The 12857-nt window shown below is 68.7% G+C and carries 13 protein-coding genes; 1 reads left to right on the top strand and 12 read right to left on the bottom strand.

Translation table 11 applies throughout. From position 1 onward, the window contains the following. Positions 1-288: 288 nt before the first annotated feature. From AC792_RS02515 to AC792_RS02480, 9 genes are all read right to left on the bottom strand, one after another. On the bottom strand, positions 289-1215 hold the full coding sequence (locus AC792_RS02515; RefSeq protein WP_049829015.1) for an SDR family oxidoreductase: 927 nt from the start codon (positions 1213-1215) through the stop codon (positions 289-291). Positions 1216-1349: 134 nt separating this feature from the next. Further along, entirely contained in the window at positions 1350-2189 is an 840-nt protein-coding gene (locus AC792_RS02510; RefSeq protein ID WP_049829014.1) for a helix-turn-helix transcriptional regulator, read from the bottom strand. Positions 2190-2291: 102 nt separating this feature from the next. Continuing rightward, the gene (locus AC792_RS16760; RefSeq protein ID WP_152915983.1) at positions 2292-2561 is read right to left on the bottom strand and encodes a hypothetical protein; all 270 of its coding nucleotides are present in this window, start codon (positions 2559-2561) and stop codon (positions 2292-2294) included. 80 nt (positions 2562-2641) lie between these two features. Further along, entirely contained in the window at positions 2642-3940 is a 1299-nt protein-coding gene (locus AC792_RS02505; RefSeq protein WP_049829013.1) for a DUF3500 domain-containing protein, read from the bottom strand. Between the two features lie 159 nt (positions 3941-4099). Next, positions 4100-4519, bottom strand: a complete 420-nt coding sequence (locus AC792_RS02500) for a GNAT family N-acetyltransferase (protein WP_049829012.1) — start codon at positions 4517-4519, stop codon at positions 4100-4102. A gap of 143 nt (positions 4520-4662) precedes the next feature. Then, on the bottom strand, positions 4663-5226 hold the full coding sequence (locus tag AC792_RS02495) for a hypothetical protein (protein ID WP_049829011.1): 564 nt from the start codon (positions 5224-5226) through the stop codon (positions 4663-4665). A 156-nt stretch (positions 5227-5382) separates the two neighbouring features. Further along, entirely contained in the window at positions 5383-6822 is a 1440-nt protein-coding gene (locus AC792_RS02490; RefSeq protein ID WP_235436312.1) for a HAMP domain-containing sensor histidine kinase, read from the bottom strand. A 41-nt stretch (positions 6823-6863) separates the two neighbouring features. Continuing rightward, positions 6864-7610, bottom strand: a complete 747-nt coding sequence (locus AC792_RS02485; protein ID WP_049829009.1) for a response regulator transcription factor — start codon at positions 7608-7610, stop codon at positions 6864-6866. 137 nt (positions 7611-7747) lie between these two features. Continuing rightward, a complete protein-coding gene (locus AC792_RS02480) occupies positions 7748-8008 on the bottom strand; it encodes a hypothetical protein (RefSeq protein ID WP_049829008.1) in 261 nt (86 codons plus the stop codon). 549 nt (positions 8009-8557) lie between these two features. On the opposite strand from AC792_RS02480, the gene AC792_RS02475 reads away from it, so the two are divergent. After that, a complete protein-coding gene (locus AC792_RS02475; protein ID WP_049829007.1) occupies positions 8558-9268 on the top strand; it encodes a DUF1345 domain-containing protein in 711 nt (236 codons plus the stop codon). Positions 9269-9298: 30 nt separating this feature from the next. On the opposite strand, the gene ypfJ is transcribed toward AC792_RS02475, so the two are convergent. The 3 genes from ypfJ to AC792_RS02460 all read right to left on the bottom strand — a co-directional run bounded on the left by ypfJ (position 9299) and on the right by AC792_RS02460 (position 12845). Beyond that, on the bottom strand, positions 9299-10198 hold the full coding sequence (ypfJ, locus tag AC792_RS02470) for a KPN_02809 family neutral zinc metallopeptidase (RefSeq protein WP_049829006.1): 900 nt from the start codon (positions 10196-10198) through the stop codon (positions 9299-9301). 137 nt (positions 10199-10335) lie between these two features. Next, positions 10336-11319 carry a class C sortase gene (locus tag AC792_RS02465; RefSeq protein ID WP_235436311.1) on the bottom strand — a complete coding sequence of 328 codons (984 nt, stop codon included), beginning with the start codon at positions 11317-11319 and terminating at the stop codon, positions 10336-10338. An 8-nt stretch (positions 11320-11327) separates the two neighbouring features. Next, positions 11328-12845 (bottom strand): SpaH/EbpB family LPXTG-anchored major pilin, encoded by a 1518-nt coding sequence (locus tag AC792_RS02460; RefSeq protein WP_049829004.1) that lies wholly within the window; start codon positions 12843-12845, stop codon positions 11328-11330. Between the last annotated feature and the right edge of the window lie 12 nt (positions 12846-12857).

Below are 12857 nucleotides of genomic sequence, written 5' to 3'. Positions count from 1 at the left end.
TTCTGGTCGATGATTTCTCCTGTCACAGGATCGATCATCGTCTCTGTTGCTTCGGTCGTGAAGTCTTTCACGGCCATCTCCTTTCGGATCAGGCCGGACCCTCACACACCGTTATTCAGACAGTCCCAAGCGTCGCGTCGGGGTACACCTCGACGCCATAGTTCTGAACTGCTGTGCGAGCGTTGTTCCAGGGTCCTTCTCCGGGTTCTGCAACACTTCCGTGCGCAGGTCCGGACATGACGCGACATCTGGGGCGGCGCTTCGCATTTCATCGCATGTCTGGCTGATCTAGTGGGCGGTTCTGTGGTTGATGAGTTGTTCGGAGACCTCCCACAGTCGGCGGGCGTCATCCATGTTCTGCGTGGGTGCCCAGTGCGCCTGGGCGGTCGGGGGTCCGCCCAGGGTGTGTCCGGGTCCGAAGAAGTGGTCCCCGGTGTCGGGGGTGGTGGCTGCCATGAGCGCGGGTAACGCTGCGTTGTCCGGGGTCCCGACCACACCGATACGGGAGAGGGCGCCGATGATGCGGCGTTCCGGGGAGACACGGTTGCGGCCCATCCCGGGCTGGGCGGCGAGGAGGTTCGTGGGTGTGATGCCGGGATGTGCGAGGTTGCTGCTGATACCCCATCCGTTGGTCCGGCTTCGGGCGTCGAGTTCCCGAGCGAACAGGCCGATGGCGATCTTCGACGCTGTGTAGGCCTTCATCATGTTGTAGTTCTGCTCGTGGTCGAGGTCCTCCCAGTTCAGGGTGCCCTTCCGGGCAGCGATGCTGCTCTGGTGGGTGATGCGGGCTCGGCCTTCGCGAAGGAGCGGTAGCAGTCCCAGGGTGAGGGCGAAGTGGCCGAGGTGGTTCGTGCCCCACTGCAGTTCGAACCCGTCCAGGGTTTCCTGTCGTACGGGTGGGTGCATGACGCCGGCATTGTTGACCAGGATGTCGATGGGCCTGGCTTCACCGGTGAGATCAGCGACGAGTGCTGAGACGGACTTCAGTGAGGACAGGTCCAAGGAACGGATGCTGATCTTCGCGCCACTGACGTCGGCGTGTATTCGTCGGGCTGCTGTGGTGCCTTTGTGCTGGTTGCGGACGGGCAGGATGACCTCGGCACCAGCTGCAGCGAGGCGGCGGGCGATCACGGTGCCGATGCCGTCGCTGGCGCCGGTGACGACAGCGAGCTGTCCGGTCAGGTCGGGCAGGGTCAGGTCGTGAGTGTGCGGCATCGAAAAGTATCCTTCGATTGAGGGTTCACGGTCACCGGATGGGTACCTGATCCGATGGTGCACCGGGTGCCGCACCCTATCCAGGACCTGTCGATCCATGGATGGCCGATCAGTGGATACCGGACCGCCGCGTCCTAGGGGCCGGTGGTCTGCGCACCGAGGACGCCGAGTAGCTGCAACTTCTCGTAGCTGTCGCTACCCGGAGTGGCTGTGTAGACGAGCAGGCGGTGGGATTGGTCCGGGTCGAGCAGGGTCTGACAGTTCAACTCCAGGGGGCCCACTGCCGGGTGCAGGAATCGTTTGACCTCGGGCGGTTCCAGCCCGACGTCCTGGGCATCCCAGACCTGGCGGAAGCCCGCGTTGTCCTGCAGCAGCGCCGCGAGTTCAGCGGCTCGCGAGCCCGGTCCACGTAGTGCGATGAGTTGTCGAAGCCCTGAGGCGTAGACGCGGGAGAGCTGGATACGTTCCTGCGATGTGTAGGCATCTTGTGCTGTGGGGTCGGTGAACCACCGGTATCCGACGCTCCTGCCTGCCCCCGATCTCTGGGATGCGTCGCCGAGGAGGGCGGCCGCCAACGGTGTCTGACGGAGTGTGTCACCGACCTCGCTGACGATCTCCGCCGGGGTGTCGGTCAAGCGGTCCAGGATGCGCAGGAGTCCGGGGCCGACGAAGTCGCTGGCCTGCCCCTGCACCGGCGGATGGTGTCCGGCGAGCCAGAACAGATGATCACGCTCTCCCAGGCTCAGGTGCAGTCCTTGGGCGATCGAGGTGATCATCTGCTCGGACGGGCGAGGTCCTGTGCCACGCTCCAACCGGGCGTAGTAGTCGGTCGACATGTGACACAGTCCGGCCACTTCCTCCCGCCGAAGACCTTCCGTCCGCCGTCGTTGACCGCGTATCAACCCCACGTCCTCTGGTTGCAGTGCTTCACGCCGGTGTCGCAGAAACGATCCCAGTCCCACCCGATCGAACACATGAACTCCTTCTGCCGTCAGCCCTATGTCTAGCGCCTGGCCCGTTACTTATCCACGGCTTGCTGATCCACCCCACAGCGAGGTCACGGGCACCGACCCCCGTCACGGCGAACGACCGTTCCCAGGACACCGCTCGGCAAGGGCTCTGAGAGCGGCCTGTCGGCATGGACCCGTACGCGCCGGGTCCGAGGAGGCACCGGAGGCGAGCCATGCGAGGATGGTCGGCGCGTTGTCGTAGGTGAAGGACGAGACGACGCCGATCGAGGCGAGGGAGCCGCCGTCGTAGCTCTGCGGTAACCGCAATGTGGACCCGGTGCCGTACTGGTCGTGACGCGCTGCGAGGAAGGCGTACGCCGCGGCGCCGATTGACACACACTGTGATCGCCTCCCGTCGGGTGCGAGAGGAGACGGACTCACTCGACGGGATCCTCGTTGGTCCCCCGACCTGGGACCTACCCGTTGGGAGGAGTGCCGCCGGGTCCGCCCGTGCCTCCGCCGGGGCCTCCGGTCATGCCGGTGGATGCTTCCTGGGTGACGCTCCCTGCGTAGTCGTTCGTGGGGTCGCGGTAGATGGTGTGGATGTGGCCCCACCCGCCGGTGGTGTAGCCGGTGACGTCGGCGCCGGCGGAGCCCTGCTGGTTGGAGAACTCGATGAAGACGTCCGGCCCGGAGATCTGGAAGTAGATCCCCTCGCCCTGGGTCATGTCGTACACGGTCGCACCGGACCAGGTGACGTACGTCTCATCCAGGGTCGCCTCGATCTCCGCCAGGGCATCAGCGGTGGTCTGCTCGTCGGCCAGGCCCACCCAGTTCTCGATCACGTCCAGGAGCAGCTGCTTCTGCGCGTCCGTGAGGTCGGCCCCGGCGATGCCGGTGCCGGTGGGGAAGTCGCAGGTGTCCCCGGGTGCGCAGGTGAGGTTCGAGACCTCCTCGCCCTGGTAGAGAGCTGCTTGCTGGTCGGCATCGAGGCTGTCGTAGAACGCGAACGCCGTCTCGTACATCCCGGCCAGGGGCTGGACCTCGTTGCCGTCCTCGTCCGTGTAGACGGCCGGCTGGGAGCCCAGGTGGGTGGGGGCGAACGTGATCGTGCCGGCAGTTCCGTCGAGGGTCGCGTTGATGCCGAGGTGGTGGCCGCCGAACTGGACCTCCCACGCGCCGGTGTCCGAGGGGTCCCCGAAGAACGCGATGTAGTACTGCCCGAGCGAGTCCTCGGTGCTCGAGCTGTTCTCGAGCAGGAACTGGTCCCCGCCCATGATGCCGGTGACCTCGGTGTAGGCGTCCTCGCTGAGGAGTGCTTCGAGGACGTCCAGGGCGGCGGCCTGCTGCTCCTCGGACAGGTCCGTCAGGTTCAGCCCGGCCCGCTCCACGAAGGTCACGGGGAAGTTCGACCACGACGTCGTCCTCGTCGCGTCGTCGTAGGAGTAGAGGACCTGCTCCTGCTGCTCAGCGGTCAGCGTTGCCAGGAACGCCTGTGCCGCGGCTGCCGTGTCCGTGACCGTCCGGGCCGTCGTGGTCGCGTCCGCCGTCGTCCCTGCTGCTGCGGTGTCCGCGGACGTCGTCGATGAGGCTGCGGTGGACCCGGAAGAGGTGGAGGTCGCACTGGACGTGGCGCTGGTCGTGGTCCCGGTGCCGATGGTGGAGGGATCGGCGGTGGTGCCGCAGGCGGCGAGGGAGCCGGCGAGCGCCAGGGCGGCGATCGAAGCGGCGAATCGGGTCCAGGTCCGGCGGGGGGAGGGGAGTGAAGTAGTCATGGGAAGAGTCAAGAGCCCGATCCTTTTCCAGGTGTAGCTCTGCCCTGTGCCCTGCCTGTGAGCCACTCACCTGTCGGCGGTGCGGGAGCCTCCTCCCTGTTCCGCACCGGGGACAGAGCGGTGCACGGCCGACCGTGTCGTCCCGGCGGTGGGGCCGTCCTACGGGTAGAGGTGCATGGCGTCGGCGGGGGCTCCCAGGTCGGTGAACCCCCGCGATTCGTACAGGCGGCGGCCGGGTGGGTCGGCGGTGAGGCTGACGTAGGCGCCCCGTGGTGCTCGGGTGCGGATCTCCTGGAGCAGGCTGTCCAGCACGGCACCTCCGACGCCGCGTCGCTGGTGCTCGGGCAGGGTGGCCATGTCGGCGACGACGAAGTACCAGCCCCCGTCCCCGATCACGCGTCCCATGCCGACGGGCTCCCCGGCGGGGCCGACCACATGGGCGAACGCCCACGATCCTGCGATCGCCGCTCCGCCCTGCTCGGGGTTCCGCCGGGAGAGTCCGCTGCCCGTCCTGAGCCGGAGGTAGTCCTCCAGCGACGGAGCGGCAGGAACGAGGTGGTACGACGGGTGGAGCGGCACGCGACAAGCTTATCCAGCAGGCCCCGGTTTCACTCCTCCGGATCGTCCGGAGCCTCGCCGGGGTGAGGCCGGACGGCACGAGGCCCCCGCATCGCGGGGGCCTCGTGGTCATCGTCCTGCGTGTCGTCGCAGTGGTGCGGAGGTCAGTGGCGTCCGCCGCCTCCCAGGAGACCGAGGTCCACCGCCTTCGCGGCGCCGTCGGCCTCGGCCCGGGTGAGGGACCCGTCGGCGACGGCGGCGTCGAGGCGTTCCTGCACGGCGGCGGTGCGTTCGGCCTGCTGCTCGGTCCTCAGCTCGTCGAGGGCCGTCCGGACGGTCGCCTCGTCGACCCCGAGTGCCTCTGCCAGCGTCGTGACCAGGGAGGTTTCCATCGCCTCCCGGTCCGGCCTGGCACCGGGGTCGGCGCCGGCCTCCGGTCTGCCGGCGTCCCGTGCCGCCTGCAGTGCGTCGCTGACGGCTGTCTCGTCGACGCCGAGCTTCGCGGCGAGCTCTGCTGCGTCGATGCCGCCTCCACGGGGGCCGTGGCCCCCGCCCATGCCGTCCCGCATGCCCTCGCCTCTGCCGGGACCGTCATCGGTGGCGGACGACGACGTGCTGGGTGTCGGTGCGGTGGTGGCGGCAGTGGCCATCCCGGTGACTCCCAGGCTCAACCCCAGGGCGACTGCGGCCGCACTGGCTCCGAGGGCGATCTTCTTTCCGTTCGTCATGATGGGTGTTCCTCGCTCTGCCGCAGTGCGGCGTCGGTGGTGGTGGCCCGGTGGATGGGCTGGAACCAGCATGGAACGGCAGGATAAGCCGCTCCTGTCGCGAACCTTTCCTCCACCTGTGAAACATGCCCGCTACCTGTGCCGGCCACCTGCGCCTCAGGCGGGAAGGGTGACGGTGAACTGCGTGCGGCCGGGTCCGCTGGTCACCGTGACGGTGCCGCTGTTGGCCTCCACGAGGGCCTGCACGATGGCCAGACCGAGACCCGTGCTGCCGGTGCCGGACGATCGGGCGGCGTCGCCCCTGCTGAAGCGGGAGAACACGCTGTCCAGCAGCTCAGGTGCTATCCCCGGGCCCGTGTCCGTCACGGCGACGGACGCGGCGGACTCGTCCCCGCGGAGACTCACGGTGATGCTCGTGCCGGGGGGCGTGTGCTTGTGCGCGTTGGCGAGCAGATTGATGAGCACCTGGCGGATCTCGGTCTCCACGGCATGCACCTCGACCGGCTCCTCGGGCAGCTCCAGGGCCCAGGAGTGGGTGGTGGCCGATACCCGCGCGTCACTGGTCGTCTCGATCACGAGCTCGGTGAGATCCACGGGGGAGGCCGCCTCGCGCTGACCCTCGTCGAGGCGGGCCAGCAGGAGGAGGTCCTCGACCAGGGAGGACATCCGCCGGGACTCGCTGTCCACGCGTTCGAGGGCGGAACGGCCCGCAGCGCTCACCGGCTCGCTCATCAGGATCAGCTCGGTGTAGCCCCGGATCGAGGTCAGGGGCGTGCGGAGCTCATGGCTGGCATCGGCGACGAACCGGCGGACCTTCGTCTCACTGGCCTGCCGTGCGCGGAGGGCATCGGTGACGTGGTCGATCATCTCGTTCAGTGCGATCCCGACGGCCCCGACCTCCGTCCCGGGCTCCGCGGCCGACGGCGGTACCCGGACGGCGACGGCGACGTCACCCGAGGACAACGGCAGCTGCGAGACCGACGTCGCGACGCCGGAGAGTTCCTCGAGCGGGCGCAGTGACCTGCGGATGATGACGGTGCCCACCACGCCGGTCAGGGCCAGGCCCGCGAGGGCGAGACCCGCGATGATCGCGTCCAGGGAGGAGAGGGTGCTGTCCCGTTCGGTCGTGGACAGGCCCGTGACCAGGATGCTCCCGTCTGCATCGGTGGGTAGATCCGCGGCGTCCACCCGGTAGCGCCCCGAGCTCAGCGTCACCTCCTCCGGTCCTGCCGCCGGGTCCAGGGTGGCGAGGATGCCGAGGTCGGCGTCGGTGAGCGGTTCGGTGCTCCCGTCCTCCTGCACCAGTGCCGAGGTCCGGGCCCGGCCGTCGTCGAACACGACGTTCAGGGTGCCGGGGCGTTGCCCGGCGGCATTACCGGGATCGAGGCTGCGGAACGGACCCCTGCCATCGCGCGAGTCGCTCCCCGGTGGCGGCCCGTCCGGGAAACCGGCCCGGCCCGCCGCGGGGGTGAGGGCGCGATCGAGCTGGGCCGTGAGATAGGTGCTCATCGCCACGTGGCCGAACACGCCGATGGCCAGGCAGATCGCCGTGAGCAGGGCCAGGGTGGCGAGGACCAGCTTGGTGCGCAGGTGCAACGACCGCCGTGTGGATGACCGAGGGGGATGCCGGGGGTCCGTCATGGGGCCGGTTTGAGGACATAGCCGGCGCCGCGCATCGTGTGGATCATCGGGGCACGTCCGGCGTCGATCTTCTTGCGCAGGTAGGAGATGTAGAGCTCGACGATGTTCGCCTGCCCGCCGAAGTCGTAGTTCCACACGTTGTCGAGGATCTGGGACTTGCTGACCACACGGCGCGGGTTCTCCATCAGGTACCGCAGCAGCTCCCACTGCGTCGCGGTCAGGGTGATGTCCTCCCCGTCGCGGGTCACCTCACGCGTGTCGACGTTCATCACGAGGTCCCCGACCACCAGCTCGGCCGAATCCGACGCCGCGACCCCGGAGCGCTGGACGAGACGGTGGAGGCGCAGCATGAGCTCCTCCATGCTGAAGGGTTTGGTGACGTAGTCGTCGCCCCCGGCCGAGAGCCCGGCGATCCGGTCCTGGACGGCGTCCTTGGCCGTGAGGAACAACGCCGGCACGGCAGGGGCGAACGCGCGGATCTTCTTCAGGGCCTCGATCCCGTCCACGCCCGGCATCATCACGTCCAGGACCAGGATGTCCGGGCGGAAGTCCCGGGCGGCAGCGACGGCGCTGGTCCCGTTACTCGCGGTCGTCACGCTCCACCCGGCCATCCGCAACCCCATGCTGACCAGTTCCGCCAGGCTCGTCTCGTCGTCGACCACCAGCGCCCGGATGGGAGTGCCGTCGGGATGCGCCAACCGCGGCAGATTGTCGGTCGTCGAGTGGTGCGAGGCGTCGGTCATCGTGTCTTCCTGGGTGGTGTCATCACTTCTCGTACGCGTGCCCGGTTCTTCCTGACGCGGTTGCTGGCTCCAGTATCACGCACCCGGATCGTCCGGGTACGTGCGCGGGAACGACGGCGGCGGAACCGGCCGGGACCTCAGCCCCGCAGCAGATCCGTCGTCGTCCCGTGGTCCGTGGCCCCGCCGGCACCCTCACGGCGGGGGGTGCCCCGCCCCGCGGGCGCCCCGGTCTCGAGGGCCGCGGCGCTCGCCGTGGTGCCGTCGGCCGCAGTGGCGTGGACCTCGACCGGACCGAACGCCGCGGTGCCGACCACAGCAGCCACCATCATCGCTCCGAGGGCTGCCCGGAAACCTCTGCGTCCGGTGGTGAGCTGAGGTGCGGGGCGGTAGCTGATCATCGTGTCCTCCTGGCGGGTCCGTCCTTCACCACCACGGTGGCGCCCGTGCTTAGCGCCGGGCTGTCACGGAGCTGTGCGGCCGCTGTGCAGGGAACGCCGGGGATGAACGTCGGCCGACCACCGGAAGGACGGAGCACGGCGTAGGCGGCATTCTTCCCGTGAGACTCGCGGGTGACGCACAGCTGCGTCTTCGACCCGGCCTCGACGCCGGAGCCATGATCGACACCCTCGTCGGCCGACGATCGGCGTGGTCGGTGTGGGCATCGGCGCGGTGATCCGCCGTCGGATGAGTGGGGGGGAATTCCTTTCCCAATCCGGATCATTCGATTCGTCCGACCGGACTCATTCCCGCGGCTGGAGCGCCGAAGTGCAACGCGCTCGAGCCGTCGAACCCCATCGGCTCACTGCTGCGTCGATGTCGTCCTCTGTCGCAGCGAACGCGACGTGATCGATATGACTTGTTCACGACGTGTGACCCGGCGGGGCGGAGATGATGGCGCGAGCGTCGCCCCTGCGCCACCGGAGCAGGCCTGTGCGAGCATTGGGCCCATGGCTACCCGCTACGTCAGCGACACCGCCCGCGCGAATTGGAGCTCGCTGGTCGCGGGTCTCGTGGGCGTCGGTGCGGTGACGGCTCTTCTCCTCGCCGGCGTCATCCCGGTGGATGGCGACGTTTCCAGCACCCTGATCCCGTTCTACCTCGTCACCTGGCCGGTCTTCGTCGGTGTCTACCTGTCCTGGACGCACCTCGCCTATTCGCGGCAAGGACCACGCGGTCTGAGTACTACCGCCCACCGCGAGGCGCGGAACCTGAAACGCTGGTGGATCAGGGCGTTCGGGTACGGCGGCGCCTCGAGCTGGACCCTCATGGGCGCCCTGGCCGCGGTGATCCTGACCATCTTCATCGCGCAGAACGAATCGTTCCGTGACGACTGGCGCTTCGTCCTCCTGGGGTTGCTCACCGTCGCCGCTTCCTGGGCGATGATGGTCTACTCCTTCGCCCTGGAGTACCTACGGCTGGCCGCCACCGCCCCGGACGGACGGGAAGCCATCACGTTCGAGGTCGAGGAGGATCCGCGGTTCACGGACTACCTCACCCTCGCCGTGCTGCTCTCCACCATGGCGGCGACGGTGTCGGCCACCATCCGTTCACGGCGGGCATGGACACTCGTCCGCCTCAACGTCCTCTTCGCCTTCACCTTCAACTCCGTGATCGTCGCGATGATGGTGTCCCTCCTCTTCGGCGGCCTGATCGGCTGACCGGGCGGCGGAAGGGCGGACCCCACCGCATCAGGGGGCGTCGAGGTTCTCCGCAGCGAAGGTGTCGCAGGATCGGATGTCCCCCATCTCGAAGCCCTCGGTGAACCAGGCCTGGCGCTGGGCGCTCGAACCGTGCGTCCACCCCTCGGGGTTCACCTGCCCCGTCGCCGCCTCCTGGATGCGGTCGTCCCCCACGGAGGCGGCGGCCGAGAGGGCGTCCTGGAGGTCCGTGGTGGTGAACGGCCGGAGGAACGGCTCGCCAGAGTCCGGATCGGGGACCGACGTCGCATTCGCCGCCCACATGCCGGCGAAGCAGTCCGCCTGCAGCTCGACGCGCACGCCGCCGGACTCGGGTCCGCGCGGATCCTGTTGTGCGGCGTCGAGCGTCCCGATGAGCTTCTGGATGTGGTGACCGAACTCGTGGGCCACCACGTACTCCTGCGCCAGCGGGCCGCTGGAGGCGCCGAACCGGGTGACCAGCTCGTCGAAGAACGCGGTGTCGTAGTAGGTCTGCTCGTCCACGGGGCAGTAGAACGGGCCGACAGCGCTCGTCGCCGCTCCGCACCCGGTATTCGTGCGCCCGGTGAACAGTTCCACCTCGGGCGGGGTGTAGGTCACGCCGAACCGGTCGAGGTAGGGGAGCCAGAAGCTGTCCAGGCTCTCGGCCGTCGCGACTATGCGGCAGTCGAGCCGTTCATTGGCCTCCGCACCACTCACGCAGTCGGTGATGGCACTCTCGCCGATCTGCTCCTGCGTGGTCGTCGTGCCGTCGGTGAGCCCGAGCTGGTCCACCACGCCGGGGCCGAAGATCAGGGACAGGATCAGCAGCAGCCCGCCGCCCACACCGCCACCCACCGCGGCTCCGCGGCCGCGTCCTCGACGGTCGTTGACGCGTGACGGGTCGATGCGCACATTGTCGTTGAAGCTCATGCCTCGATGATAAGCCGACTGATCTTCCCCGTGTCGGGCGGACGGGTCACAGTGTGGCCAGGAACCCGGTCCATGGGAGGGCGAGGCTGCGGTGACCACGGAGGTGATGGTCACCGCAGGGCGCTCGCCACCGTCGATCAGGAGTCACCGGCCCCCGACGTCATCGCCCGTTCCTGCGCGAGTTGCTCCCGCACTACACGGGGCGGCTGCCCCGAGATCCACACGTAGGTGCCCGCGCCCGCGATCACGCCGCCCGCGATCACCATCCACCACGGGAAACCGGGCAGATCGGGTGCATCGCCTGCGGCATCGAGATCGGCCTGCGGGGTGGGGACCACGCGCTCACCCGTGACCAGGATGCGGTGACTGTTGATCCCGAGCGGGGTGCAGGTGACCAACGTCATCAGGTCGCGGCCGGGCTGGATGAGGAGACTCTCGGTGTCCTCGGGTTCGACGACGAGCGTCTCGATCACGCGGTAGGCGATCGTCTCCCCGAACACCTCGATGGTGAAGGTATCGCCGACCGTGACCTCATTCAGGTTCGTGAAGAGCTCGGAGGTGGCAAGGCCCCGATGCCCGGTGATCACGGAATGGGTGGACGGCCCGCCGACGGGCAGCGCGGTGCCCTCGAGGTGACCGATGCCACGCTCGAGGACGGCATCGCTCGTCCCGTGGTAGACGGGCAGATCAGCTTTGATCGAGGGGATCCGGATCCGCGCCATGAGCCCCTCCGAGTCCCCCCGGAGCATGGAGGAGTAGTCCGGGGCGTTGTCGGGGCGCGGTTCGTCGGCGAGCGGGAGGCGCTCGTTCGCCGCGACGGCGGCGCCACCGCCGCTGAGGTTCCGGTTGTACTCGCGTGCTTCGGCCAGTCGCTGCCGCAGGGTCTCGGCCCCGAGGTCGTTGATCCCTTCGGTGAGCTTGTCGATCTCCCGGGATTGCTCCACCGAGCTGAACCAGGCGGCCGTCATCGGGTAGAGCAGTAGTGCGGCCCCGGCGATGATCGCCAGTGCCACCAGCAGCGGCACCACGGGGAGCCGCCAGCGGAACTGACGGCCCCCCGCGATGGACCTCTCACCGGGTGAGGACGGGGCGTCCCGATGACGCCCCGCCCTCCCCTTCACGGTGCCACTCAGGCGACGGCGGGTGCCAGGACGGCACGACGGCGGGACGCCACGATACCGGTGCCGAGGGCAGCCGCGATGAGGCCGACACCACCGATGGTGAACCACAGGGCGCCGTCACCACCGGTGAGCGGGAGCGCGAAGGCCGGAACCTGGTCGTGCTCGAACTCGACGTAGTTCTGCACCGGTGTGGTGGTGGACGTCGGGCCGGCGACCACCTGGGTCTGCACCTGGCTCGGCGTCGGCAACTGGAACCCGGAGGGCGGTGTCAGCTCGCGCACGTAGTAGTTGCCCGGCGTGATGATCGGGATGGCGACGAAGCCGGTGGTTCCGCTATCCGTGGGGAGCGCGGTGGTCCAGCTCTGGATGCCGTTGATGGACACCGGGTTCTGGTTGAGGTTGGCGTCGTTCTGGTTGAGGAAAACCTGGTACACGGCGCCTCCGAGCGGGGTCCGCACGTTGTTCTCGCTCTGGAAGGAGAAGACCGTGAGCTGACCGATCGGGGTGCTTCCGCTCACCGTCTCGGTACTGCCGTTCACCACGCTCGTGGCAGTGTTCGTGATGATGCCGGTGGAGGGGATCGTCACTGCACGGCTGAGCACGGAGAGCGTGACGTCTCCTCCCGGCAGAGCCCGCAGGCGGGTGAGACCGGGGGGGGTGGAGGTGGCGGGGAGATTACGCGGGGTGGCGGCGTACACCAGCGTGTAGTCCGTACCGGCGGTGAAGGTCTGGGGGACGTTCGCGGCATTGGCCACCCGCACACTGGTCGGGGCGACCCCGGAAGGGCCGGTCTCGAGGTAGGTGAGGTCCGTGGGAAGCGTGTCGATCAGCGTGAAGGTGCTGAGGGGGTCACCTGCTGCCAGCGTCGGTATGTCGGAGTTGATCGCCCAGCGGATCAGGTCGGGGTTCCGGGCTTCCTCGGAGTTGGCCGGGGCCGGGACGCGTGTCTTCGTCAGATCGGTGACGGCGTTCTTGGGATAGGCGTGGACGTCGTAGATCCACTGGTTGGCCGGTGCGCCGTTGGGGCCGGTCGGGAACGGGAGTGTCACGAGGAACGGTGCGGCCGGGTTGGTGGCCCCGACCGGCAGCGCGGTCTCGGTCACGAGGTAGAGACCGAGGGGGAGGCTGGCGCCGTTGGCGAAACGCGCGAGCCCGTTGGTGTCGCTGGTGGCCGTGAAGTTGTCGGCGGTGGTGACCCGACCGGCCGCGGTGGCGGGAGTGAGGGTGGCGACCGCGTCCCAGCCCGCCGGAGTGGTGAGATCCACGTCCTGGACCCGTGCGGCGGTGAAGGTGGCGCCGGCGAGCGGCGTCCCCGGAACGGTGACTTCCTGCCCCGTACCGAGCTGCTGGCCGTTCTCGGCTCCCAGCGCGTACTTGTGGAGGGTGAGGGTGCGGGGTGTGTCCGGGTTGATGTTGCCCGGGTTGGTGACGGCTGTCGCCGGTGCGACGGCGACGAAGGCGGCGGCTGCGCTCAGCGCCAGGACGCCGACTGCAGCGGAGAACCGCCGGAGGATGGGGATGGACATGGGTTTTCTCCT

This window comes from Arthrobacter sp. RIT-PI-e (genome assembly GCF_001187915.1).
Classification (GTDB): domain Bacteria; phylum Actinomycetota; class Actinomycetes; order Actinomycetales; family Micrococcaceae; genus Arthrobacter_D.
This window is presented reverse-complemented; position numbering and strand designations above follow the sequence as displayed.